The 26,090-nt window shown below is 37.9% G+C and carries 26 protein-coding genes; 21 read left to right on the forward strand and 5 right to left on the reverse strand.

The features are described from left to right. Nucleotides 1-101: 101 nt before the first annotated feature. The 8 genes from glgC (at nt 102) to AACH31_RS03050 (ending at nt 9,425) form a co-directional block, all read left to right on the forward strand. Nucleotides 102-1,367: a glucose-1-phosphate adenylyltransferase gene (glgC, locus tag AACH31_RS03015; RefSeq protein WP_161832282.1), complete on the forward strand. Its 1,266-nt coding sequence runs from the start codon at nt 102-104 to the stop codon at nt 1,365-1,367. A gap of 4 nt (nt 1,368-1,371) precedes the next feature. Further along, the gene (locus AACH31_RS03020) at nt 1,372-2,793 is read left to right on the forward strand and encodes a glycogen synthase (RefSeq protein WP_262950701.1); all 1,422 of its coding nucleotides are present in this window, start codon (nt 1,372-1,374) and stop codon (nt 2,791-2,793) included. Between the two features lie 471 nt (nt 2,794-3,264). Continuing rightward, the gene (gene folE, locus AACH31_RS03025) at nt 3,265-3,828 is read left to right on the forward strand and encodes a GTP cyclohydrolase I FolE (protein ID WP_161832280.1); all 564 of its coding nucleotides are present in this window, start codon (nt 3,265-3,267) and stop codon (nt 3,826-3,828) included. Between the two features lie 11 nt (nt 3,829-3,839). After that, nucleotides 3,840-4,991, forward strand: coding sequence for a chorismate synthase (aroC, locus tag AACH31_RS03030; RefSeq protein ID WP_161832279.1), 1,152 nt, complete (start codon nt 3,840-3,842; stop codon nt 4,989-4,991). Beyond that, complete coding sequence (gene aroB, locus AACH31_RS03035; RefSeq protein WP_161832278.1) at nt 4,991-6,073, forward strand: 3-dehydroquinate synthase; 1,083 nt, start codon at nt 4,991-4,993, stop codon at nt 6,071-6,073. The genes aroC and aroB overlap by 1 nt, the downstream gene beginning before the upstream one ends. Continuing rightward, complete coding sequence (gene aroA, locus AACH31_RS03040) at nt 6,064-7,335, forward strand: 3-phosphoshikimate 1-carboxyvinyltransferase (protein ID WP_262950702.1); 1,272 nt, start codon at nt 6,064-6,066, stop codon at nt 7,333-7,335. The genes aroB and aroA overlap by 10 nt, the downstream gene beginning before the upstream one ends. 10 nt (nt 7,336-7,345) lie before the next feature. After that, on the forward strand, nt 7,346-8,596 hold the full coding sequence (locus AACH31_RS03045; RefSeq protein WP_161832276.1) for a tetratricopeptide repeat protein: 1,251 nt from the start codon (nt 7,346-7,348) through the stop codon (nt 8,594-8,596). 100 nt (nt 8,597-8,696) lie between these two features. Then, nucleotides 8,697-9,425, forward strand: a complete 729-nt coding sequence (locus AACH31_RS03050) for a zinc metallopeptidase (RefSeq protein ID WP_262950703.1) — start codon at nt 8,697-8,699, stop codon at nt 9,423-9,425. A gap of 272 nt (nt 9,426-9,697) precedes the next feature. Here AACH31_RS03050 and AACH31_RS03055 read toward each other — a convergent pair whose 3' ends face one another. Continuing rightward, the gene (locus AACH31_RS03055) at nt 9,698-10,408 is read right to left on the reverse strand and encodes a hypothetical protein (RefSeq protein WP_161832274.1); all 711 of its coding nucleotides are present in this window, start codon (nt 10,406-10,408) and stop codon (nt 9,698-9,700) included. Nucleotides 10,409-11,328: 920 nt separating this feature from the next. On the opposite strand from AACH31_RS03055, the gene AACH31_RS03060 reads away from it, so the two are divergent. Then, entirely contained in the window at nt 11,329-12,033 is a 705-nt protein-coding gene (locus AACH31_RS03060; RefSeq protein ID WP_161832273.1) for a phospholipase D-like domain-containing protein, read from the forward strand. Nucleotides 12,034-12,116: 83 nt separating this feature from the next. On the opposite strand, the gene AACH31_RS03065 is transcribed toward AACH31_RS03060, so the two are convergent. From AACH31_RS03065 to AACH31_RS03075, 3 genes are all read right to left on the reverse strand, one after another. Then, nucleotides 12,117-13,448 carry a recombinase family protein gene (locus tag AACH31_RS03065; protein ID WP_338617877.1) on the reverse strand — a complete coding sequence of 444 codons (1,332 nt, stop codon included), beginning with the start codon at nt 13,446-13,448 and terminating at the stop codon, nt 12,117-12,119. 21 nt (nt 13,449-13,469) lie between these two features. Beyond that, nucleotides 13,470-14,828, reverse strand: a complete 1,359-nt coding sequence (locus AACH31_RS03070; protein WP_338617878.1) for a recombinase family protein — start codon at nt 14,826-14,828, stop codon at nt 13,470-13,472. Nucleotides 14,829-15,263: 435 nt separating this feature from the next. Beyond that, on the reverse strand, nt 15,264-15,851 hold the full coding sequence (locus AACH31_RS03075; protein WP_338617879.1) for a helix-turn-helix domain-containing protein: 588 nt from the start codon (nt 15,849-15,851) through the stop codon (nt 15,264-15,266). A gap of 354 nt (nt 15,852-16,205) precedes the next feature. Here AACH31_RS03075 and AACH31_RS03080 point away from each other — a divergent pair, with 354 nt between their 5' ends. From AACH31_RS03080 to AACH31_RS03105, 6 genes are all read left to right on the forward strand, one after another. Further along, a complete protein-coding gene (locus AACH31_RS03080) occupies nt 16,206-16,454 on the forward strand; it encodes a helix-turn-helix domain-containing protein (protein ID WP_161832269.1) in 249 nt (82 codons plus the stop codon). A 153-nt stretch (nt 16,455-16,607) separates the two neighbouring features. Further along, nucleotides 16,608-16,928 carry a hypothetical protein gene (locus tag AACH31_RS03085; protein WP_262951197.1) on the forward strand — a complete coding sequence of 107 codons (321 nt, stop codon included), beginning with the start codon at nt 16,608-16,610 and terminating at the stop codon, nt 16,926-16,928. A gap of 11 nt (nt 16,929-16,939) precedes the next feature. After that, complete coding sequence (locus AACH31_RS03090; protein WP_161832267.1) at nt 16,940-17,143, forward strand: hypothetical protein; 204 nt, start codon at nt 16,940-16,942, stop codon at nt 17,141-17,143. A gap of 315 nt (nt 17,144-17,458) precedes the next feature. Then, nucleotides 17,459-18,331 carry a rolling circle replication-associated protein gene (locus AACH31_RS03095; protein ID WP_338617881.1) on the forward strand — a complete coding sequence of 291 codons (873 nt, stop codon included), beginning with the start codon at nt 17,459-17,461 and terminating at the stop codon, nt 18,329-18,331. A 150-nt stretch (nt 18,332-18,481) separates the two neighbouring features. Continuing rightward, nucleotides 18,482-18,691, forward strand: a complete 210-nt coding sequence (locus AACH31_RS03100; RefSeq protein WP_338617882.1) for a hypothetical protein — start codon at nt 18,482-18,484, stop codon at nt 18,689-18,691. Beyond that, a complete protein-coding gene (locus AACH31_RS03105) occupies nt 18,681-19,130 on the forward strand; it encodes a hypothetical protein (RefSeq protein WP_338617884.1) in 450 nt (149 codons plus the stop codon). Before AACH31_RS03100 ends, AACH31_RS03105 begins: the two co-directional genes overlap by 11 nt. Nucleotides 19,131-19,237: 107 nt before the next feature. Here the strand turns inward: AACH31_RS03105 and AACH31_RS03110 are convergent, their stop codons facing one another. Next, the gene (locus AACH31_RS03110; RefSeq protein ID WP_338617886.1) at nt 19,238-20,638 is read right to left on the reverse strand and encodes a KAP family P-loop NTPase fold protein; all 1,401 of its coding nucleotides are present in this window, start codon (nt 20,636-20,638) and stop codon (nt 19,238-19,240) included. Between the two features lie 207 nt (nt 20,639-20,845). On the opposite strand from AACH31_RS03110, the gene AACH31_RS03115 reads away from it, so the two are divergent. From AACH31_RS03115 to AACH31_RS03140, 6 genes are all read left to right on the forward strand, one after another. Then, on the forward strand, nt 20,846-21,694 hold the full coding sequence (locus AACH31_RS03115; protein WP_338617888.1) for a hypothetical protein: 849 nt from the start codon (nt 20,846-20,848) through the stop codon (nt 21,692-21,694). Nucleotides 21,695-21,765: 71 nt separating this feature from the next. Next, nucleotides 21,766-21,924, forward strand: coding sequence for a hypothetical protein (locus AACH31_RS03120; protein WP_338617889.1), 159 nt, complete (start codon nt 21,766-21,768; stop codon nt 21,922-21,924). Nucleotides 21,925-22,095: 171 nt separating this feature from the next. Further along, the gene (locus AACH31_RS03125; RefSeq protein ID WP_338617890.1) at nt 22,096-22,530 is read left to right on the forward strand and encodes a phage holin family protein; all 435 of its coding nucleotides are present in this window, start codon (nt 22,096-22,098) and stop codon (nt 22,528-22,530) included. Beyond that, nucleotides 22,530-23,297 (forward strand): N-acetylmuramoyl-L-alanine amidase, encoded by a 768-nt coding sequence (locus AACH31_RS03130; RefSeq protein WP_338617892.1) that lies wholly within the window; start codon nt 22,530-22,532, stop codon nt 23,295-23,297. Before AACH31_RS03125 ends, AACH31_RS03130 begins: the two co-directional genes overlap by 1 nt. A gap of 1,531 nt (nt 23,298-24,828) precedes the next feature. Continuing rightward, on the forward strand, nt 24,829-25,032 hold the full coding sequence (locus AACH31_RS03135; RefSeq protein WP_338617893.1) for a helix-turn-helix domain-containing protein: 204 nt from the start codon (nt 24,829-24,831) through the stop codon (nt 25,030-25,032). A gap of 11 nt (nt 25,033-25,043) precedes the next feature. After that, on the forward strand, nt 25,044-26,048 hold the full coding sequence (locus AACH31_RS03140) for a DNA cytosine methyltransferase (protein WP_338617895.1): 1,005 nt from the start codon (nt 25,044-25,046) through the stop codon (nt 26,046-26,048). Nucleotides 26,049-26,090 lie beyond the last annotated feature (42 nt).

A 26,090-nucleotide genomic window follows, 5' to 3' on the forward strand; every position in this document is an offset into this window, starting at 1 on the left:
TACCGAATCTAGCGTGATAATATTAGGTGGTTCGAAGGTGCTAAGTAGTGCTGAATAAAAATTAATGGCCAGCTTAAACGATAGAAATGGGGGAATTTTTAATGAAGACTTTAGCTATGATTTTAGCAGGAGGGCGTGGGTCACGCTTAGACATTTTATCACTTGGGAGAGCAAAACCAAGCGTTCCATTCGCAGGAAAATTTAGAATTATCGATTTCGTATTGAGTAACTGTTCAAATTCAGAAATCTATGATATTGGGATTTTAACTCAATACTTACCTTTATCATTAAACGAGCATATTGGGGTAGGTCAAGCTTGGGATTTTGACCGTAAAAATACAGGAGTTACATTATTACAACCATGTGAAGGGCATTCATCAGATCAATGGTATACAGGAACGGCGGATGCAATTTTACAAAACATTAGTTATATTAAACGTAAAAATCCGGATAATGTTTTAATTTTATCAGGAGATCATATTTATAAAATGGATTATCGTCCATTAATTGAACAACACATTAATAACAATGCAGATGTAACCGTTTGTGCACAAGAAGTAGATTGGGCGGAAGCTTCACGTTTTGGAATTTTAACAGATGATGAGAACGGACGTATTGTAGAATTCGCTGAAAAACCAGCAGAACCTAAAAGTAATTTAGCTTCTATGGGAATTTATGTGTTTAAAACAGATGTATTAATCAATACATTACAACATCTTAAAAAAGAGGGATTAGATTTTGGTAGCGATGTTATCCCACATTTAATTGAGCATGGACACGTCTATTCTTACCGCTTCCGTGATTATTGGAAAGATGTTGGAACTTATGAATCATATTTAGAGGCTAACTTAGAATTAACAACAACTGTTGATCAAATTCAATTAGACATGTATGATCCAAATTGGATTATTCATACAAAGAGCGAGGAAAAACCAACAGCTAAATTTGGTTCAAAAGCTCAAGTTTGCCAAAGTTTAATTTCAAATGGATCAATCGTCGCTGGATCAGTTACAAAGTGCGTGGTAAGTCCAGGTGTTCATATTCATCCAAATGCAATTGTTCGTAATAGTATTATTATGAATGACACAATTATTGAAGAAGGATGTGTCATTGACGGAGCAATCATTGATAAAGAATGTGTCATCGGTAAAGGAAGTATTATTGGACGCGGAGCAGTATCATGTGCAAATGAAGATAAACCAAAAGTATTATCTAGTGGTTTAAATGTTATTGGTAAAGGGGTACGTCTACCTGAGGGAACAATTGTTGAAAGAAACGTTCGTATCTTCCCACATGTTTCAGAAGAAGACTTCAATGATAAAATCATCACTTGTGGTCGTACAATCTATCCTGCTAAGGAGGCCTAAGCCGGTGAAAGTTGCATTTGTCTCGTCAGAAGTTTATCCATTTATTAAAACAGGGGGGCTAGCCGATGTGGCATACGCCCTTCCAAAAGCATTAGCCAAACAAGGTCATGATGTTTGTGTGATTTTGCCGGGCTATAAACAAATCCCAGAAGGGTTATTAAAAGGGGCCTATTGGGTGACGAATGTTGAAGTCATGGGGAAAATGTTCTGGATTAACTGTGTTGAATTAGAGGGAATCAAATATTATTTAATGTTTGAACCTTTATTTTCAAATCGTGATTCTATCTATGATTGTCCGGACCGTGATTACCAATTTGCAATGTTCTGTGAGGTTACGTTAAGGTTATTGAAAAATATTAACTTCCAGCCAGATATTATTCATACAAATGATTGGCAAACAGGATTGATTCCATTCTTTATGAATCAACGCTATTATGCGGATCCATTTTACTATAATACAAAAACGGTCTATACCATTCATAACTTACGATTCCAAGGTCAATTTTCATCGCATGCTGTTCGCCATCTAGGCTATCGTTTTGATGATATTCAAATTAACTACATGCAGTTAGGAATCCAGTATGCGAATAAGGTAACAACGGTTAGCGAAACGTATGCGAAAGAAATTCTAACTGATTTTTATGGAGAGAATCTAAATCATATTTTAAAAATGCGTCAAGCGGATTTAACAGGAATTGTTAATGGAATTGATGTGGATTTATTTAATCCAGAAACGGATCCGGCATTAGTTTCTCCATATACCGTTGAAACGCTTGAATTAAAGGCTAAAAATAAAGAAGAGTTACAACAGCGCTTTAATTTAGAAGTAAATCCTGATATTCCATTAATCGGTATTATCACTCGATTAGACTCACAAAAAGGGCTTGATTTAATCACACACATTTTAGAAGAGCACTTAATTTATGATCGCGTACAGTTTTTCTTACTTGGATCAGGGGAAGCGAAATACGAACAATATTTCCAATGGATTCGCGATAAATACCCAAATCAAGTTGGAATCTATTTAGGATATAACGGAGAGCTTGCTAATTTAGTTTATGGAGCAAGCGATATGTTCTTAATGCCGTCATTATATGAGCCATGTGGATTATCACAATTAATTTCACTCCGTTACGGAACGGTTCCGATTGTACGTGAAACGGGAGGATTAAACGATACGGTTCATTCGTACAACGAAGAAACAATCGAAGGAAACGGATTTAGTTTTACAAATTACAATGCACACGATATGCTACACACACTTCGCCGCGCGGTAAATTATTATCGTCAAGATAAAGATGTTTGGCGCCAATTGATGGTTGCAGGGATGACAGGAGATTATTCTTGGGAAAATTCGGCCCAACGCTATGTTGAATTATATCAATCAATGATGGATCAACCATTAGAAAGCATAAAAGCAAGCTAACTTGCTTTTATGCTTTTTTTTCTCATATAACCGAGAAATAACCATCGGTTTCAGATAACGATTAATTATCAGCGATGATAAACTGCCACGTAGAATGGTTCTAATTTTTGATAAGGTGAGAATTTAATGTATGAGGAGGATTCTCGTTTGTCATTAGGATGGTTGTTATTGTTATCCTGTTGAAGGAATGACGCAACGTCAATGGAAGGCCATTTTTGAAAAAGTTAAATTTATGAAAGGCAGTGGGTTATGGGAACAATCTTTTTCTTTGCTTAGAAGGTGTGCGGGGAAGTAGAGTTTTTTTGAGATTAAAAGAGGGGGGATGTTTAAGGACCCTCTCTTTGTCTTATAATAGGAAATAACGGGAGACATAGAGCGCGTATTTTGAAAATGTTCGTCATTTTTAATATAGAATATGATAAAATAGCATATATATTTAAATGTCGAATGACTAGGTGAAAAGGTGATAATATGTCAGTGGATAAAAGTAAAATTGAAACAGCGGTTAAGATGATTTTAGAAGCAGTTGGAGAGGATCCAAATCGACCAGGAATCATTGACACACCAGCGCGTGTCGCACGTATGTATGAAGAAGTTTTCTCAGGGTTACATGAGGATCCGAAAAAACATTTAGAGGTTTATTTTAGTGAGGAATATGATCAATATGTCGTTGTTCAAGATATCGTTTTCCATTCGATGTGTGAGCATCATTTACTGCCATTTTTCGGACGAGTTCATGTGGCTTATTATCCGGAAAATAATGAGGTTGTTGGATTAAGTAAAATTGCACGTGTAACAGACGTCATTTCAAGAAGACCTCAACTTCAAGAACGTATGGGAAAACAGATAGGAGATACAATTGCGAATTCGATTCAATCTAAAGGGGTCATGGTAGTCATCGAGGCTGAACATATGTGCATGGTGATGCGCGGCATTAAGAAACCTGGTGCAATCACGAAAACTATTTATAGCACTGGAATTTTTAAAGAAGATTTAGCGATGAGACAGGAAGTGTTAAATTTAATAAAAGGATAAGGAGGAATAGGATGCGTTATTTATGTAGCGGTGAATCACATGGTCCACAGTTAACGGCTATTATTGAAGGGGTTCCTGCGGGGCTTTTGTTAACTGAAGAGATGATTAACAAAGATCTTAAACTCCGTCAACAAGGCTATGGACGTGGCGATCGAATGAAGATAGAAAGTGACCAAGTGCAGATTACAAGTGGGGTACGCCATGGGATGACACTTGGATCGCCTATTACACTCGTTATAAAGAATAAGGATAATAAAAATTGGTCAGAGGTCATGGCTATTGAGCCAATTCCTTCATTAGAATACGACATTAAAAAGGTTCCACGACCTGGACATGCGGATTTAGTAGGGGCGATGAAATACGGACACCGTGATTTAAGAAATGTATTAGAGCGTTCCTCAGCCCGTGAGACGGCCATTCGCGTTGCCGTTGGTGCTGTTGCTAAACAAATTTTAGCGGCGCTAGGAATTGAGGTTCTTTCGCACGTTTTACAAATTGGAAAGGTTTCAATCGGGGAAACGCATTTATCCTTTGACGAAATTAAAGAGGCTATTCAAGACTCGCCTGTTCGATGTGTGGACCCGATTGTTTCTGCTAAGATGTGTGCACATATCGATGATGCGAAAAAACAAGGGGATTCAGTAGGAGGAATCGTTCAGGTTCTCGCTAAAAATGTGCCACCGGCCCTTGGAACCTATGTTCAATTTGATCGTAAGTTAGACGCCAAAATTGCGGCCGCTTTTATCGGGGTTCAGTCGGTAAAAGGGGTGTATTTTGGTGATGCGATGCTTTCAAGTTCTTCTTTTGGAAGTGAGGTTCATGACCAAATTGCCTATGACCAAGGATTTATACGAACGAGTAATCACTACGGTGGCTTCGAGGGTGGAATGACTAATGGAATGCCATTGGTTGTCCATGCGATGATTAAACCTATTCCAACGTTATACCAACCCTTGAATTCGATTCATATAGAAACGAAAAAGGTTGAAAAGAGTATGATTGAGCGATCAGATAGTTGTGTGGTGCCGGCGGCCGGAATTGTCCTAGAATCTGTGCTTGCGATGGAGTTAGCCCGTGAAATTTTAGAGGAGTTTGGATCAAATCAAATGTCAAACTTAGTAGAGGCGATGAATCGTCATCGTCAAGCGATGAGGGATTTTTAATGAAACAATTACAAGTTAAAACGTCATCAAGTGAATATCCCATTTACATTGGGGAAGACTGCCTAAGTGTCCTAGCGCCTTTTTTACAACAGGCAACTCAAACGATTGTTGTGACCGATCAAACAGTCTATGATTTACATTATCAAAAGTTATCACACGTATTGCCGGAAAATACGATAACTTATATTATTACTCCCGGGGAAAGCTCAAAAAGCTTTGATTGTTATCATCAGATTCAGACGTTCCTTATCGAAAGTCAAGTCGATCGTCAAGCCTGTTTACTTGCCTTCGGTGGGGGCGTTGTGGGCGATTTAGCTGGATTTGTTGCCGCGACTTATATGAGAGGGATAGATTTTATTCAAATTCCAACGACATTACTGGCCCATGATAGTGCTATTGGAGGGAAGGTCGCTATTAATCATGAATTAGGAAAAAATTTAATTGGCGCTTTTTATCCCCCAAAAGCCGTGGTTTATGATTTGCGTTTTTTAAGAACACTATCGGAAAAGGAATGGCGATGTGGGTTAGCAGAGATGGTTAAGCATGGATTTATTGCGAATCCCTCTTTACTTCGTCAGTTGCTACAAATTCAATCGTTAGATGCCCTTTTGGACGAGACTTTTGCCCAGTTATTAATTCAAAGCCTCATGGTGAAAATGGAAATTGTTCAAATGGATGAGTTTGAACAGGGATGTCGTGCCTATCTAAATTTTGGTCATACATTTGGACATGCCATTGAATTAGATGAAAAGGAACTTTCCCATGGAGAGGCCGTTGCGATTGGTATCTTATTTTCGCTTTACTTAAGTGAACATATTTTTGGTATTGATTTAGCTATCGGTCAATATTTGACCTATTTAAAACGACTGCATTTCCCACTTCCGTTTAACGTCGATCATGCTAAACGGTATTTAGGGTACATGATGCATGATAAAAAAAATCAACGAAAACAGGTGCGCTTCGTCTTGCTAAATCAACTAGCTAAACCCGAGTTGGTTTCATTTTCGATAGCGGGGCTTGAAACGTTACTTAAACAATTTCTTAGCGAATTCACGACGAAGGAGGAGCGTGTATGTCACTAAAAGGAAGTTTAACGGTAGCTTCAGATAAGTCGATTACTCATCGTGCTATTATATTTAGTAGCCTTTCAAAGGGAACAACCCAGATTTATAACCCACTTCTTGGGGAAGATTGTCTAAGTACACTTGAAATATTTAAAAGCTTTGGCGTTAAATCTCACATTGAGAATAACTGTTTAACGATTACGAGTCCGGGAATCGACTCCTTTGAGATTGAGTCTCCAGTTTTAGATGCTAAAAATTCCGGGACGACAGCGCGCCTATTAATGGGCGTGTTTCCTTATTTGAAAAAACCGGTGACATTAATCGGGGATGACTCTTTATCAAGGCGGCCAATGAGACGGGTAGTGACCCCGCTTTCTCAAATGGGAGCGCGCATTGAATTAAAGGAGGAAGCAACGCTTCCGGCTCATATCTTTCCAAGTCACTTAAGTGGTATCTCGTATGTATTACCTGTTGCTAGCGCACAAGTTAAATCGGCGGTGATGTTAGCGGGGATGTTAGCAAAGGGAAGAACAACGATTAGTGAACCGATTCCCACGAGAGATCACACCGAAAAGATGTTTGAAGATTTTAAAATTCACTATCAAAAGCTCAATCGAGTGATTACGATTGAGGGCCCTCAAATGCCCCAAACACCTGGAGAAGTTTTTGTACCTGGAGATATTTCTTCTGCGGCCTTTTTTATAGTTGCCGCACTGATTGTTCCTGGAAGTGAAATTATCATAAATAATGTGGGAATTAATGAAACGAGATCCGGGATTATTGACGTTATTCAGTCGATGGGAGGAAATTTGACCCTTCTTAACCCACGTTATTTTGGAGGCGAGCCTGTAGCTGATTTAAAGGTAGAGTATACGCCTCGTCTAACGGCAACGGTTATTGAGGGAGAGTTGATTCCACGCTTAATTGATGAAATTCCTATCTTAGCCTTGCTTGCAACTAGAGCGGTTGGAACAACAGTCATTAAGGATGCTGAGGAGTTAAAGGTTAAAGAAACGAATCGTATCGATGTAACTGTTCAGCAATTGTCATCGATAGGAGCTAAGATTAAGGCGACAGAAGACGGAATGATTATTGAGGGAAATCCTATGGAGGATTTTTGCGAGGCTAAGGTATCTAGCCATAAAGATCATCGTATTGCGATGATGCTTTGCGTCGCTTCACTCTTATTAGAAAAACCATTAGTTATTGAAGATGTTGAGTCTATGAATATATCTTATCCGGACTTTTTACAACATTTACAAGCGTTATCAGAAAATTAGAGGTGTTAAAATGGCAATTGAATATTTTATTGAAAAATACGAACAAGGACAATTAACAGAGGATATCATTGAGAAAATGCAACATTTTGCATTTGATGCAACGGACGATGAAATTTTTATTATTGCACAAATTTTTGCTGCTATTTCTCATGTTTCAAAGGCCATTGAACTCGTTGAACCGTTGCTCGCTAAATATCCTAATGAGGTGAACTTAAAAACCTTTTTAGCCGACTTATATTTAGACTTAGCAGAAGATGAAAAAGCGTTAGAGCTTTTATCTGGAAGCGACGAAGAAACAAATGTTAGTGTATTATTATTAGAGGCCGACATGTATATCGCTCAGGGACTATTTGAAGTTGCTGAAGATAAATTAAAAAAGGCGCTTGCCCTAGAACCTAAGAATGATTTAATTCACTTAGCGTATGCTGAATTTTACTATCATATTGGGGCTTTTGAACAAGCGTTAGATTTATACTTAGATTTGATTGAATGTGCCTTAAATGCAGAGGTTAACGTCTATGATCGATTAGCAACATGTTATAGTCATATCGGTGAGTTTGAACAGGCACTTCAACAATTTAACTTATCAGAAAAGTACTTTGGAAAATTAAATACAGATCAATTATTTAACAAAGGGTTTCTTGCGTATCAAGTAGGGGACTATTCATTAGCTAAGCGCACGTTTAATGAGCTCAAAGAACTTGATCCTAGCTATGACACGATTTACCCATTACTCGGTAAGATATATTTAAAGGAAGAAGAGGCGAATCGGGCCCTTGAAGTGATTCAGGAGGGAATTAAACATAATGAGTTTAATGCCGAACTCTACTTTTTAAAAGGAGAAGCGCTTGAACAATTAAAGGATTTAGAAGGAGCGCGTGATGCGTACTATGAAACATTAAATTTAGATCCTGAAGATGTCGAGGCTGCTTTAAGAGGAAATCGTATCTGTTTAGCCCTTCACGACTATGAGGAAGTGGTCCATAATGTTCACCATTATGAGGAAAATGGACTATTTGATGATCATTTTGAATGGGATTTAGCTATCGCCTTTTTAGAGTTAGAAGACTATGATCAAGCGGCGGCTTCTTTTGAAAAGGCATGGATGAATTATAAGGACAATCCTGACTTTTTATTCGATTATGCTCAGTTTTTAATTGAGGAAGGGCGCCAAAGCGAGGCAGTAACTCACTTAGAAACTATTTTACGTTTGGATGCCACATTAGCACCAGCACGAGAGTTATTAGAGAATTTGATGTAACAATTGTATAAAACTCAAAAAAGATTTCATGGTCTTTAAAGATTAACTTTTAAATGGTGTATAATAAGTTTAGTGTTAATCGAGTAGAGGTGATTGAACAATGTTCTTATATTATGGAGGTTATTACGGTGGATACGGGATGGGTTCGCATTCATCGTATTGGATTTATTTATTAATTGCTTTATTAGTTCCGATGTTAGCGCAGGCGTATTTATCATCAACATTTAATCAATATTTACGTGTCCGTGCTTCATCTGGGTTAACGGGAGCAGATGTGGCTCGTCGTATTCTAGATCGTAATGGATTAATGGACGTTCATTTAACAGAAGTTGGAGGACGCCTGAGTGATCATTATGATCCTACACGTAAAACCGTTCGCTTATCTCATGATATTTACTACGGAACATCGCTTGCAGCCTTAGCGGTAGCGGCCCATGAATGTGGTCATGCGATTCAGCATGCGAATGCCTACGCTCCTTTGCAATTCCGTTCGGCAATGTTTCCTATTGTGAATTTTGCTAATAAATTTGGATATTTAGCCATTTTATTAGGATTTATTTTCGGTGGATCTCAATTTCTATTATTAGGGATTATCCTCGTTGGGATTACCGTCTTATTTCAGTTGGTTACGTTGCCCGTTGAATTTAATGCTTCGGCACGCGCTTTAAACCAGCTTTCAGAGATGAATATTTTATATAGCGGAGAAGAAAAAGCGGGGGCACGAAAAGTGTTAACGGCAGCAGCATTAACTTATGTTGCAGGAGCAGTGGTGGCCGTTGCGGAGTTATTACGTTTAATTATGATTTTTAATTCACGTCAAAATGACTAAAAAAAGGAGATTGACTTAATAGTCAATCTCCTTTTTTCGTATTCATTCCTGAAAATATAAAAAAAGACATCATTAGGGGGAGGATGTCTTTTTTTAAAGTAGCATATTTTATAGAAACAGAAGAAGAATGGAATTCTTCTTTTGGAATGATTTAATTATATCACATATTTTATTAAAATCAAACATTTTTCACCATTTTTTGATAAAATATGTCGATTTTTATCTTAATTGTAATGGAATGATCTTAAAATTAGGTGAAATGGATAACTTAATCAGATGACTATCTGACTGAATTGATGATGTGTTAACAAATAAACATCTGATGTGATGAAGGCGGGGGACTTAACCGCTGTTAAATGATGATGTTTTAAGAAATAAACGGTCGTATAACAAAATTTGTTTTTAAACCGAACATAGCGCTTTTCATAGGATATAATTTCGATATATTTGGTGTCGTGTTTATCGATGATGGGAATCAACTCTTTTTTAATCATCATTCCTTCAAGAAATTCATTCTCATTTTCTTGTTCTGGTTCAAGTTGCTGAATGTAACAATTAGATCCTTCAATTGATTTAACATTTTGCCGCATCTCGCCAATAAAAGATTCATGGGTTTGGATGAGATCATAAAGAGAAAGATAGTCACAATTGGCCCTTTGAAATAAAAGGGCGGGAGGATCCTCATAATTACCATTGACATTAAACTCTAGCATGCCGTAATGGATCATCCGTCCGAATGTAACCTTTTGATCGATAGCCATTCCATTCTCTAAAATAAGATACTTCTTCATCATAAAGTTAGCGGGCGAATCTTTTATTTCGATTTTTTGAGTGATAAATTCGAAAATACCAATCATGTTGGATTCTAGTAATAACGTTTTACAGTGATCGCATTCTGAGACAGTGAGCATAAAGGAATGCCCCTCAAATTCAGGGGAATCCGATGCCCGCGTCACAAACGGGGTATTTAAAATTTGTTGCATCTAAGGAACCTCCTTATTTATTCTCTTTTAAATGGATTAGAATGATCTATTAATAGCATAATGGGGGTCCTTTTAAAAGAGGGGGCTAGAATAAAAATTAAAAAACAACTGGTTTCAGGGAAGAAAATCCAGTTGTTTAATGAAAGATATTATTTTTTATTAAAGAAGGAGTTTTGGTGGAAGTTTCTCAAACTCAATAAGTGGAGAATCTAGGATGTCAATCAACGAAGTTGTTGTCTCCACTTATAGGGAGTTAATTATTCTGTTCTATCTAGCTGCTTTCCCTACACTTAAGTTATGGACTAATTAATCAATTTTTATTCAGTCCTTCATTAAAATTTATAAAAAAAACGTTCGGGGGGACGAACGTTTTTTTAGGAGAGAGTAATATGAAGTTTTTAGGGGGGGAGTAAGTTTAAAACTTACCCTTATAATATGGACAATAATCAAAAAAATATTCAGACAAATAAAGAAATAAAAAAAATATTCAAAAGGGTTAGAAAATCAAAACTCCTTAAATTGAAAAAGCGTTCATGGGGGGGATGAACGCTTTTTCAAATTTAATAAATTTAGGAAGAGTTATATGTGAAAAATATTTTAGGGAGTGTAAGCTTATCACTTACACTTCTGTTATTGGCAAAATAAGTAAGAAATATTCACGGCTTTAAATCTTTTTATTAAATTATATGTTTGGGATCTTTAGCTAGCTGGGCTGGCGGGTAATTTTTATAACTAAACCTGAGGCGAGGACGGCGTTCACCGCGAAAGAGTTCGACCGTATGCTTAGATAGATAAGTGGCTCTTTAAATAACAATGCTTTGGATGGTGGAACGTTATCTTTTAGGAGGAATAGGGTTAAATCTAAGATAGTTGTGGTAAAATAATAATAATTTAATAATAAAAAAGGAATGATATGATAAATGGAACAAGAAACTACCTTTATCCGAAATCACGGCTCACAAAATGTTTTAAGCGATTTGCTGATGTCGCTTGAAGAGTGCGAGAAATTTTATTTCACGGTGGCCTTTATGACATTTGGTGGGGTGCAATTATTGGTACAGAAGTTAAATGAATTAAAGGAACGTGGAGTTCACGGGAAAATTTTGACCTCTACTTACCAGCAATTTTCAGAACCAAAAGCGATTGAAAAATTACAGAGTTTTAAAAATATTGAAGTCCGATTATATGATGAGCCTATAGAGGGAGGTTTGCATGCCAAAGGTTATCTTTTCATGAGAGGGAATTGGGTGGAGGTATATATTGGATCGTCTAATTTAACACCGAGTGCATTAAGGCAAAATATTGAATGGAACGTTAAATTAATCAAATCTGTTGAGGATGCGATGGTAAAGGAAATATTAGCAGATTACCAAACGCTCTGGGAACGTGCGGGGATTTTAACTGAGGAAAAGCTTGAAAAATATCGACAAAGCTATCAAAAATATCAACTATTTAAAAAAGAAAATGTGATGGAGATAGACCACGTCGCCAAAAGTGAAATTCCTCAACCTAATTCGATGCAACAACTTGCGATGGAACGTCTGCGTCGTTTACGTGAAAAGGGAGAGAGTAAAGCATTAGTTATTGCGGCTACAACTGTTCTATCTGAAAACCTAAATTTATAAATGTTTATTTATATGGCTTCGGTGGGAGGTCTTTTTTTTTATGACGAAACTAAAAAAACGTTCATGGGAGATGAACGCTTTGTTTAGTTATTCCAGGTGATGTCGAGGGTGTTATCGATAATGGTGATGTTTTTGATGAGGTGTTTAACCAGGGAATCAAGGGTGGTGGAATTTTCTTCGGCTGAGGGTGCTTTTTGTTTGGCCTCAGTTTCGCTAATTTTTTGGAGGAGAGTTTGTTTTTGTTCGGTGAGGGCATTTAGTTTTTGTTGGAAAGTTTTTTTGGCGAGTTGGCCATCGGTGTAGAGGTCGATGAGTTTACTTGTTTTTTGGTCAATGGTTTTGAGTTTTCGCTTAAAGGCAACGAGATCAGTTTTATATTTTTTCTGGTTAAGTTGTTGAAGGTGTTTGATTTGTGCCATGACTTGTTGTTCGAGGGCCTCTCGGGTAATCCTACTGTTATAGCATTTTTGTGGATGGGTTTTGGGAAGTTTTCTATTTTCGCACATGTAGTAGCTTTCATAGGCCTTTTCCCCGTCTGCTTTGGTGATGCGGCGATTATACACTTTGTAAACGGCTCCGCAGTGACCGCAGGTGATGAGTCCGGTGAAGGTTTTGTTTTTTGGGCCCATCCTATTGGGATTGGTGATTTCTTGTCGGGCTTGTTGGACAGCATCGAAGAGCTCTTCTGTGATGAGGGCCTCGTGTGAGCCTTTGTGCCATTCGCCCGCAAAGGAGACTTCGCCGAGGTAGAGACGACTTTTTAGGATGTTAGATAGTCGTTGATATCTAAGTTTTTTAAAGCCTTCGGCTTGGAGTTGTTTATTGACTTGGGCCACGGATTTGAGTTCGAGATAGGATTCGAAAATACGTTGGACGTGGTGACGTTCTGATTCATTGACAACGAGTTGGCCGCGGGCAAGTCGGGTATAGCCATAGGGGGTAGTGCCTGCGCCACCAGCCCAAAGTCCTTCTTCTTGTACCATCTTTTGATGGCACGTGTAGAGACGTTCTTTGATGTTTTCACGTTCGAGTTGAGCGAAGGTAGAAAGGATTCCAATCGCCGCCCGCCCGAATGGGGTTTGAGTATCGATAGTTTCACTGAGGGAGATGAATTCGACGTGATGGGGAAGAAAAAGTTCTTCGATGAGGGAGAGGGTATCACGTTGGGAACGACTCAGGCGGTCGAGGCGGTAGACGAGGACGAGGTCAATTTTTTTAGCTTGAATGTCTTTAATGAGCTGTTGTAAAGCGGGACGGTTCAAGTTTGAACCACTGTATCCACCATCGATATAGTCAGTGACGTGGGTCCATCCTCTCGCTTGACAGTAGGATCGAAGTTTTTCGTGTTGGACGTCGAGTCCATATTTTTCGATTTGTTGTTCGGTAGAGACGCGTAAATATAGGGCAACGTTCATAAGGGCCTCCTGGGTGTGACGTTATTTTTTCCAAATGATTTCTAAATCGGTCGGGTGAACGATGATGTGGTCAATAAATAAATCAATGATGGAAGTCTGGGTTTCGAGGTCGCACTCGAATAGATTAGGGATGCCGTCTTGAATCATTTGTTCCATGGCGGTTTGTTCATAGTTAGATTCCTTCGACTTTGAAAGGAGTTCCTCTTTTTGTTTGTTGTAGTCGGCGAGTTTTGTCTCATAATGCTCTTTGGAGAGTCCAGATTCGAGGTAGAGGTCGATAAGCTTGCTAATCTTGTTATCAAGTTTTTCAAGTTGTGGTTGAATGTCCTCGGGCTTTTTCGTTTGAGGAGGGGCTTGGTAATCACCTGCCTCAAGGTTCATGATGCGTGTAAAGATCTCCTCCTCTAAAGTGGTTCTTCGAAGATTTCGATTAGTACATTTACAGCCACCCTCAGGGGCAACTTTGCGATTTTTACAAATCATGTAGTAGTATTTGTTCCCGCTTTTTTTCTCGCGGTTCATATAGGATAGGTAAGTTTCGCCGCATTCACCACAGATGATTTTTCGTCGGAAGACGTTGTTTTTGATTTTACCAAAGTTTTTACGAGTGCTTTGTTCGAAGACGGTTTGGACGGCATTGAAGAGGTCTTCGGTAATCAGGGCCTCGTGTGAACCTTTATGCCATTCACCTGCGAATGAGACTTCGCCAAGGTATAGGCGATTTTTAAGGAGCGTGAGAATTCGGTGTTTAGGAATCGGCTTAAATCCTTCCTTTTCTAACTTTTGTTGGACTTTGATGTAGGATTTAAGGGAGACATATTCCTCAAAGATGCGACGGACGTGGTGACGTTCATTTTCGTTGACGACGAGTTGGCCACGTTCGAGGCGTGTATAGCCATAGGGGGTAGTAGCAGCTCCGCCCGCCCAAAGTCCTTCGTCTTTGACCATTTTGAGACGTCCTGATTTGAGACGCTCGGTGATGGTTTCCCGTTCAAGTTGGGCGAACACGGACATGATTCCAATCATGGCGCGACCAAAAGGCGTGCTTGTGTCGATAGTCTCACTAATGGAGATGAATTCGACGTTGTGGGGAAGAAATTTATCTTCAATCAGGTAAATCGTATCCCGTTGGGAACGACTCAGACGATCGAGGCGATAGACAACCACGGCGTTGATAAGACCTTGTTCAATATCTTCCTGCAGTTTGATTAAAGCGGGACGATTTAGGTTTGAACCACTGTATCCCCCGTCAATGTACTCGACAACATCCGTCCATCCTTTTGATTTGCAAAGAGCATAAATACGCTCCTTTTGAACGGGAATACTATAATTCTCGATCTGCTTCTCAGTCGAAACGCGGGCATAAAGAGCAACTTTCATAATAATGACACCTCCTATATAAGGTTGAATCGAGCGGTTAAAAGTCCGTAGTGGTCGTAAAAACAACCGTCGGATTCGCTTTTAGAATCCCAGAGTTGTTTGAGACTACATAGGAATTTTGCTCGGTGAAACTGGATTGAATAAAAGGTTGAAAGTAGCGGGTATCTGGGCGTATAAGTCGAAAGCGATTGTCGTTGGCACGAAGTGTCAAGGTACGATTGCAAGACTTAATGGGTCCCCTAGCAAGTGAGCAAGGCGAACCATACACCATTACTAGGGTTGAACAGATGCTACTTGAAACTGGATTGAATAAAAGGTTGAATGGGTCACCTGCCATTTACGGAGTAAATGTTTCCTCCTTTGGTAGGGCTTGGGTCACCTGCCATTTACGGAGTAAATGTTTCCTCCTTTGGTAGGGCTTGGGTCACCGGTCGCCTACTTGATGAATGGGGTGATCGTAAAGCTATATTTACCGAGGACGTTCATGTTTTTAACGTCGTTTCCAACAAGGTTAATGAGTTCACCATCGCCAAGAACCGGGCGTAAAGTGATGATGTCCTTGTCGACGAGGTAAAGTTTTCGAACGATCGCTTGTTCGGCATTTAATGAGACGGCAACAATATCGCCTGATTGGACTTTTTGATCTTTATTAAAGATGACATAGCAACCATTATCCGGGAAGGTAGGGTGTTCGACTTTGATACCGAAGTAATTTCCTACCTGTTCAGGATAGGGATTTTTAAGGTCATCAATTGGATTTCCTAATTTGTCACCATAAATGGCATCATAAATAATGATTTTATCTTTTTGTGTTGGAACGTATTCTTCGGCCCCGAGTAATGCGAGGTGTGAAACTTCAAGGACACTCGCGAGGAGCCTGAGTTTATCGCGTTTAATGTTGATGATATCGCCCGACTCCCATTTACCGACAGTTGAGCGATCAGCATGACAGAGGTCGGCGAGTTCTTGTTGGGTAAGTCCCAGTTCAAGACGGCGTGATTTAATAATATCTTTCATTTCCATTTTCTAATCCATCCTTTAATTTGTTTGTCTACGTCTATCATACTATAGGTCGGTGGAATCACGAATAACATAACTCACTCACTCGCTACTTTTTGTAGATTTTCGACAAAAAGAGGCAAGAACTAACAAGTTGGAGGGGATTTTACACCACAAACCACACAAAATGGGTTTTGTGTCGAAAAGGAGGTTAATTTTATAAAATATTGGGTTAATTTGGCTAAACTAAGGGAGCTAATTGTAAATGTTAGCGGTTTATAATTGTGAAGAAGACGAAGAGTGTTGTATCATAGGGGTGAGCCAAGTCAACATCAGGGGATGACTTGCTAAATGGAAGGGATGAAAGGGGATTAGATAATGGATATTACATTGTTGAAGGAGTATATGGAATTAAGGGGACTAACACTTGAACAGTTTGCACACGCCTTAGGCGTGAAAAAGAGTTATATTTGTTCTCGAATCAAGTATCCAGAGCGTTTATCAAATCAAGATATTCTAGCAATGGCGGATTTATTAAACCTACGTCCGTATGAAATCACGAACGTATTTTTTCCAGAAGAGGCTATCTTTAGCCTCTCTCATTTAAAAAAGACTTCTTTTTTTTAGGATAGTAGTGATTTTATTCAACATTTTAGAGGGGTCTAGGTCTTTCAATTTCGGTGTTTTTGATTGTTATGAGGATTATAATCACATAACAATCTTATTTTTCACAATAAATGTGATTTTATTCAACATTAAGAAAAAATTAGGGGGATGTTTATGAAGATTAATACGCCACTTGGGGTTTTGGAGTTTTCAAATTTGCTTGGGAGTTATGGCTTCTCATCGGTAGAGTCAAAAAAGTCAATGAAGACGTTAGATTTTCAGACGTTTGAAGAGGGATTGGAAGTGTTATGGTACTTTGATGAGCAGATGCGGGCTAGAACCCGGATCAGTGGGGTGAAAAATTTGCCGCTTGATTATGAGTATTATTGTGCGTGCGGTTTTTCATTTAACTCAGGATTTGCTATTAAGCAGATTCGATGTCATAAATGCCAGGCACTCATGTCACAACATAAGCTATCAAAAATGGCTGTTTAAGGGGGAATTAAATGGTGTGGTTTCAGGTGTATGAGGTCAATCGGTGTGGTCGTGCAACTGGTTATAAAGTGATGAAGGGAAGGCAACAGGTCGGTACGCTTGAGTACCGTGATCCGTGTTGGATTGGGGCCGTCTCCGATGGTTCAAAAATTGTGATGAAACAGGACGCGTCGGTGAGAGCCGTCGTCGATTGGGTCGTGAAAATAACAAGTTAGAACATACCTAAAAAAATGAAGTCGTGACAAACTTCATTTTTCTTTTACTAAAAATTATGTGGGGGTACCTCCCCTTAACGGGCTTGTATACGGTATTAACAAGTCGTACAAAAAGTTGAGGGTCCCCTACGCCACGTAGCGAGGCTCGTGGCTATCCCCCGCTGGTAGGGCTTAAAGCGGTTAACTCATGCAGAAAGTGAGAAGCCCTTTAAGTGTTGTTAAACACAAGGAGGGATTGAACTTTACCAATGAGTTGCTAAGTGAAACTAGATTACCAAAAAGTTGAGTGAACAAAATGGGAATGGGGTTTGGGAGATGAAGCGGGTTTTTGATGATTATGATTATGAGCGGATATATGACAAGCAGTTGGATTTAAGTACGGGTGAGTTGTTGGAGGAGGTGGTGAGGCCCCAACGGGGCGTAGCTTATACAACGGCTACGATTAAATCAGGGAATCAATTTGAAGTAGAGATTTATCCGTCTTTTCGTCATCAAATCCCTGACATGATTAGGAGGCACAAGGAGAAGAAGCGGGAGAGTCGGGAATGTCAGAAAAATTTGAATGATCGGCACGCGAAGAAAAAGTTGTTTCGCTTGGTGCATGAGAATTTTTATCCAGGGGACTACTGGTGCACGTTCACGTTTGCGGAGGAGCCGAAGGATTTGGAGACGGCAGAGAAATTATGCAAAAACTTTTTTAGACGAATTAATCGAGCAAGAAAGAAAAAAGGGTTAGAGAATGCGAAGTATGTTTATATCATTGAGGAAGCAGAAAGGCTGCATCTTCATTTAGTGATGGATAATGGCCTAAGTAAACAAGAAATGGAGTTAAAGTGGGGACTCGGATTTTCTCATATCCAAACATTAAATTATTACAAGGATGAAAACTTTATCGGAATTTGTGAGTACATGGTTAAAGAGAGAAAGAACATTCGCTTGAAAGGGAAGAAACGGTGGGGTTCTAGCAAAGGGAATCTTGTCTTACCCAAACCATCCAAGAATCGGACGAAGTTAAGCAGGAAAAAAGTCATGGATATGGTCTTAAATCAAGATTTCATTGGTGAACGGTTAGAGCGTGAATACCCGCAATATCAATTTAAAGAAGTTGAAATTCGTTACAACGACTGGAATGGATTATTTTATATCTATGCCAGAATGCAAAGTAAAAAACAAAGGATAAGGAGATAGGAGTATGACAAATAAAAGGTTGAACTTAGCGGTTAACTCATGCAGAAAGTGAGAAGCCCTTGCAGTGTTTTTAAACACAAAGAGGGATGGAACTTTACCAATGAGTTGCTAAGTGAAACTAGATTGAAAAAATTAGAGGGGGAGTTTTCTATGACATATTTAGAATTATTAACATCGTTTGATTTAGAAATCTTAGCAGAGACTTCACGAATTTTAAAAAAGTTAAAAGACAATGAATTAGTGGCGATGGAGCAACGGAATCGTGCGGATTTCTGTGCACGGTATTGTGATAGATTGCAAGAACGTGTTGAAAGCCATGTTGTTACAAATATGAAAGGTGACAATAGTTTTGAGTGTTAATGTGGGGTTAGAAGTCAGTAATCATGAATCAAGAAGTTGCTTAAATCTATTATGCCAAAAAGGGGGAAGTCGTTTGGATTTAGAAGAGTATTTACGGATTAATAATATGACGTTATCTACTTTTGCAAAAAGGCATCAGCTGAATTATCATCGCTTGTTTCGTGTAAAGCAGGGGGCCGTCACACGTGACCAAGCGATTAAGCGGGTGTTTGAAGAGTTGAATCTCATCAATGATAAGAAAGTCTGTGAGGGTGAGCCGAATTCCATTTTTTTAGCACAGGAGCGGGTATGCATTAACTGTGAGGATGCAGGTGATATCTATTGTTATTATTTGCATCATTTAAAAGAACTTGAGGCCTACTTAAAACAACAAAATATTCCGTACTATGTGCGAGTGATGAAAGATTACTGGATAGTTAAATACGATAAAAAAGGTTGAGGGATTCCTACGCTACGTAGCCAATCTCGTAGCTATCCGCCACTGGCAGAGTTAAGGTATTAGCCTATTGCTGTTAGTGATGATTTTCCATTTTAAAAAGGGAAAAATTATTCTAAATTAAAATAATCGACAAATTCTAGTTTAGATTGAATGTTGTTATCTGTGAAAAAATTAATGAGTTCTACTCTTACTGAAGGGATTGGATTACCCTGTCTATTTGTTGGAATTACAATGAAGTCATCGTTCTCCTCGGCTATATATGTCCAATTAATTTTATTGCTGATACGGTTTAGGGCGATGTATTTTTTTAGTAGTTGATCAGTAAATAGTTGGATAGATGTACTACTGAAGCCGAATGTTTGGTCTAGATGGGTCATAGAATCTTTAATATCAATAGTTTGAATCTCACCTAAGATGGTTTCTATATCGTAGTTTTTATTTATAATCTGATTATAAATCATTGGAGCTTTGAACTTAAGAATGATTAAGAGTGCATAGAGGTAAGCAGTTGTAATAAGGTATAGTGGTTGATACGTACTAAACTCTTTATTAAATTCAGGAATTAGTGGGAGAAGTAAGTCAAGATAATTATATAGCTTATTAATGTCCCTTAATGAGAAGTTATAAGTATGAATGAATTCAATTAAGAAAAAGGAGAAATAGTTTGTATTTTTATAGTGAGAAAAGGTGAGATCACTTTTTAATTGGGAGTAGGCACGTAAATCGGGATGGGGGAGTTGAAAATCGATGTCCAAAAAACGTCCTAAATATCCGATAGTATCCATATTAGTGCCGTAGATTGAGGATATCGAATGTGAAAGTTGTTCCTTATCTATGGATAAAATAAATGCAAATCCTTCGATATTAAAGAGATGTTTGATTACTTCTAATAATTCAATGGTATAGGGAGGACGACAACGATCGAGTTCATCAATAAAGAAGATTATCTTCTTTCCTACAGTTTTCTGATAATTACTCATCGCACGTTTTAATTCTTTCCTTAAATTTTTGTTATTAATTGTTTCAGAGAGGACTGTATAATTTAATTTCCTTTTAAGATTTCTAAACTCTTTGTCTACATTATCATCCTTTATGAAATCGGACTTTTCTAAAACTCCTTGAGTCAAGAGTTTAATTGCGATAGAACTTCCAATATCTATCGTATCAAGGAAAAACATTTTCATTTTATCGAATGCTTTTTTTAGCTCGGGTGTATTATTATTTATACATGTTTCAAGTTCTATAAAAATATCTATAAGTGGAGTTTTGCTGTAGTCATTCTCCCATGCATTAAAATAAATAGTTTCAAATTGTTTTTGATATTGTTCCGTACTCATTAACATATCTTGCCACATGTGAATAAAGGTTGTCTTTCCTGTTCCCCATCCAGAGTCTAGTGAGATGACTAAGGGCTTATTTTTAGTTGAAATAATGTGTGTTAAGTTTTGAGCGATTCCTTTTCGATTTAATTGATCTTCTTTAAATGATGTTAAAATAGTATCATTCATGAGATGACTCCTCTCTAGTCTTATAAAGATTAATAAGGTTAATATGGTCAGAATTATAAAATTTATTTTATTTTTGGATTAATATCATGATTTTGGGTATTTTAACTATAAAGAAGTAAATTGAGTTGAATTGATGTATCTGATTTTTTTTCTTAAAATATTTTCAATATTAAAAACTGATTTATTAATTAAAAAGGTGATGATTCAATGGCTAGAGAATATGCGAAATTAAATCTAAACAAAATGACGCGAGTTCTTAGTAAATTAAATAAGAGTGAATTAATAGATTCTAAAAAAGTAGTCAGCAAGGGTATAAGAACTGCGCAATCTAAAGCAAAAGAGAGTAATTGTTATTATTGCGGCACCCCATGTAGCAGTTTTTGTAATTCTCATACAATTCCTGCATTTAGTTTAAGAAATATTGCTCAAAAAGGGAAGCTTTTTTCAGCCAATAAAGTAATAGAGATGAGATTAGTGGAAATGGAAAAGGGAGTAAAGGCTGCGGGAACATTTCAAATAATATGTAAGAGTTGCGATAACACAATCTTTCAAGAATATGAAAATCCTGAAAACTATCTAAATGAAATAACGAGTAAGATGTTAGCCCAAATTCATTTGAAGAATACCCTGAAAATGATAAGTCAGAGAAAAATGGAGATTCAATTATATGCCAATATCCAGTTCGGAAATCAAGGCAAATTTAAAAATAAAATTAATCAGATGGATCTAACAGAGTTGGAAGAAGAGCTGGCGTACGCTAAAAGAAAAATAAATAAAAGTTATAAAGGTGATTATCAAATTATTTTTCATAAAAAATTAGATTATGTTATTCCTATAGCATTTCAAGGGGCAGTAGTGCTTCCAATCGACTTAAAGGGAGCGGTCATTAATAATATATATAACGCCAACCCTAAACATAAGATGAAATGGATTCAAATGGCAATTTTGCCGATGGAGGCGACAAGTGAGATTATTTTATTTGTTGACAAGGGGAATATTAGATATAGGGAGTTTCGAAAACAATTAAATAGTGTTGATTCCTTGGAAAAAAATTAAGTATTATTAATAATATAATTTTTTTATACAGTGAGGGTTATTTTATTTCACCTACAATTTCAGAGGAGGTATTGGATAGTTTAAAATCATTAGCTGATGAGACATCAGGATTGTTTTCCTGCCGTCAATTGACTACCCAAGAATTAATTGCTATTTTGAAAGCAGATAAGGATAAGATAATGAATCATAATATTCCCAATTTATTATCAAAACAATTTGAATTGATGTAGATAAAATGGACTAAATAAACCGCTTATCTTAAATATCCCCCCAATGGTTCTCTTCGTATCAATCGTGGGGGCTTTTTTATTTTTAGGATAGTGAACACTCCTAGGTGGGGATACGTTCACTTCGTAAATGGCTTTATAATTAATTAAGATAGGAGGTGAGGGGAAGTGGTGATGACGAAGATGATTGAAGTGTTTTCGCATGAAGTGGTAGTTCCAGTAGCGGGAATGACATTGGTTGTCTTTTTGATGGTGTGCGACATTCTGAGTGGAATTTTCAAAGCTGTGGCGATGCGGCGGGGAATTAATTCCACGATTGGAACGAACGGCCTGATTCGAAAGGCGGGGGTGCTACTGGCGTTACTTGTCTTCATTGTGATTGATTCTTTGGTCGAATTGAATTTGGTGACGATGATCCCAACCGATTTACTGTCTATTTTCAAACTTGAAGAAACCCAAATCGGATTAAGCCATATGATGTTATGCTTTTTTGGGTTATTCGAGTTGGTTAGTTTGTTTGAAAATCTAGGTGAGGTCGGGGTACCTTTACCACGCTTTATAAGTAAATTTATTGAACGATTACGAATCACATTGGAGGGGGAAGAGTAATGACCTATACATTTAGAAAGCAACTCGTTTCAAAAGATAAATATTCTTTAAAATGCCCGTACGCGATGACGGTGGAGTATATTACCGTGCATGATACCGCGAATCGGGCGAGTGCGGAAAATGAGATTAAGTATATGACGACGAATAATTTAGAAGTTTCCTATCATCTTGCCGTTGATGAGGAGCAAGTCATTCAGGGACTTCCATTTAATCGCAATAGTTGGTCATGTGGGGATGGTTCCAATGGTCTTGGAAACCGGAAGGGCATTAGTGTAGAGATTTGTCGTCCGCTACATGAAGATGGCTTTCTATATGAGCAGGCTGAGGAAAATGCGGTCTATGTGGTGGCGAGACTGTTGCATCAGTTTGGGTTGCCGATTGAACGCCTGAAAAAGCATCAGGATTGGAGCGGGAAGATGTGCCCGAATCGAATTTTGACCAACCATAAATGGGAAAATTTTAGATACCGTGTCCAGTGGGTGCTTGATGAAATCAAAAAAGGGAATATTGAAGCCCCACTCGAAGCGGGAACAACCGCCCTTAAACAAAATGCAAGCCCCGCTCCTGCAACAGAAACATTCCTAGTAGAAATCATCTGCGACTCGCTTAACATCAGAGAGAAAGCTGATTTTAACTCTAAAATCGTCGGAACTGTTACACGTGGAGAAGTCTTTACGATTATTGAAGAGGAAAACGGACTCGGCAAGTTAAAGTCAGGTGCGGGTTACATCAGCATGAATAGTAAGTACGTCAAAAAGAGAGCCTAACGGCTCTTTTTATATTATAAAAATTAGATAAATCTTTAAATAAAAAGAATAAGGATGGAAGGCGTTTGAGTGTCTATCAACAGTTGGGGCTAGGGGGATACGCTTACCACTAATAAATCCAAATGTATGTGTACGACACGCCACAAGAAGATAAAACAAACTTGGAAACTCGGGGAGTTTTCACCGTAATTAAAAACAAATTCCGTACAGACCAAAAAACAGTGCTGGATACCCAAACATTTACCGAGGTCTAGGGGCGAGGGTTATCACATGAAATTAGGTTATTAATGCGTTCTAATTGTTCGATTTAGAAGTGCACATTGTTATAGCAACAGTATCCGTAACTAAATCTATCCCGCTTCCATCATGTCCTTAATCTCTATCCACCACCAATCAAGTCACTTATGGCCACCTACTAGCGTATGGTGTGTGCCAGTGCCTTGATAGTGGTGGAACTGTTATAGGGATAAGGGGAGTCATTCTAGTAGCGGGAATATCATAAGAAAGGCAAATTGTTCGGCGTGCCGATCTATTTGCTTTTTTTAATACCTATATAAAAAAAACAACTGGTTCCGTGTACTGGAATCAGTTGTTTAATGAAAGATATTATTTTTTAGAGTAGCCTTTGGTGGAAAGTTCTCAAACTCATATTTGATTATGGTTATATCCCGCTAGGTTTATTCAGCCTTTATATATCTACCTAACAAAAAAAGCGATAGCACGGGGGAGAGCTATCGCTTTTGTCATATAAAAAATTTAGGAAGAGTTTTATAAAAAAATATTTTAGGGGGTGTAAGCAAATCACTTACATTACTGTTATTGGTAAAAAGAGTAAAAGTTATTCAAGGAAGCGAGATAAATTGATTTAAAGAATGTCCCGCTACAAGTATTGCCACTAGATCTAGCAGACAGTAGTGCTATTCCTTACGCGGGTGGTGTTTGTTAAACAAGGAAACCTCATTTATAAACATAGTCTATTTCTCTTAACCCAAACGAGCGATTTCTAACCATTCCACCAGTGTCAAACTACCGTTTTCCTTTGGGGTGGTCTTGTTAGAACGCTACCTAGAAGCGGGAATCTCATGGATAGGCTAATCATGTTTACACATCCTTAGCCTTTTCTTATGGAATGCCTCCCGCTACAATCAAGAACTGAACTAACCATCAATCCATAGACGCCCGACAACGTAGGGGCGTGTGGGCTTGTTGGTTAGTTTTTATGTTTAAGGAAGATGCCTTCCAGTAGAAAGAAAATCCCCTCAATCGTTGCGTGGCACTCGCAACAGTTGAAGGGATTAATTTTAATATAGGGATGAATAGTTCGCCTAGGCGATCTATTCATTTGGTGTTGTGAAGTTGACGGTTCTTTTATAAGAAGGGAGTACCATCTGCTCTTTTAAAATATAAGAGAAAATAAAAAAGGAAATTGTATCAATTATGCGTATTGTTATATGAGGTGATTAAAAGATGTTCCCTTAAATGCTATATATATGATATAATTATGCTATACACTTACAAAGGAGGTTGTCTTGTGAATGTAAGTGAAGCTATTAAGGGGATTAGAAAAAAGTGTTTATTAAGTCAAACGGAATTTGCTGATCATATAGGTGTCTCTTTCTCTACAGTAAATAGATGGGAGAATGGGAAGACAGCACCTAATTATCAGACGTTGAGAAGAATAAAGCACTTTTGTGATATAAATGATATTGTTTTTAATATTGATGACTTACTATAGGAGGTAAAGATATGAACGTGATTAGTCTATTTAGTGGTTGCGGTGGTTTAGATCTTGGGTTTGAAAAAGCAGGATTTAAAATTCCAGTTGCAAATGAATTTGATAAAAAGATTTGGGAAACATTTAAGGTGAATCATCCCAATACTAAATTAATTGAAGGTGACATAAGAAAGGTTAGCAAGAAAGACATTGAACAATATTTTGATGGAGATGTTGATGGCATTATAGGAGGACCACCTTGTCAATCATGGTCAGAAGCTGGATCATTAAAGGGGATTGAAGATGATAGGGGACAATTATTTTTTGATTATATTAGACTTTTAAAGGAGTTTAGTCCGAAATTCTTTTTAGCAGAGAATGTTAGCGGTATGTTGGCTAATAGACATTCGACGGCTGTTCAGAATATCATGAAGATGTTCGATGACTCAGGGTACGATGTCACTTTAACATTAGTTAATGCTAAGGATTATGGAGTAGCTCAGGAAAGAAAGCGAGTGTTTTATATTGGTTTTAGAAAAGATTTGGGGATTAATTTCGAGTTTCCAAAAGGATCAACAGAGGATGACGAAAAGAAGATTACATTAAGGGATATAATTTGGGATTTACAAGAGACCGCGGTACCTGCCGGACCTAAGAATCGTCGAAATCCAGAGGCGATTAATAATAATGAATATTTTACGGGATCATATTCTACAATTTTCATGAGTCGAAACCGGGTAAAGTCTTGGGATGAACAAGCTTTTACGGTACAGGCATCTGGACGCCAGTGCCAACTACATCCTCAAGCTCCTAAAATGGTTAAGTTCGGTAAAAACGATCATAGATTTGAGGAAGGAAAAGAAGAGTTGTACCGTAGAATGACAATCAGAGAGGTTGCAAGAGTTCAAGGATTCCCAGATGACTTTAAGTTTATATATGAAGAAACAAACAATGCGTATAAGATGATTGGGAATGCGGTTCCTGTTAATCTTGCTTATGAAATAGCATTGGGTATAAAAAAATCACTAGAATGTTAGTATAAAATAAAGACACCTGATCTATAGATTCAGGTGTCAAGT

Source organism: Turicibacter faecis, from assembly GCF_037076425.1.
In the GTDB taxonomy this organism is placed as follows: Bacteria; Bacillota_I; Bacilli_A; order MOL361; family Turicibacteraceae; genus Turicibacter; species Turicibacter faecis.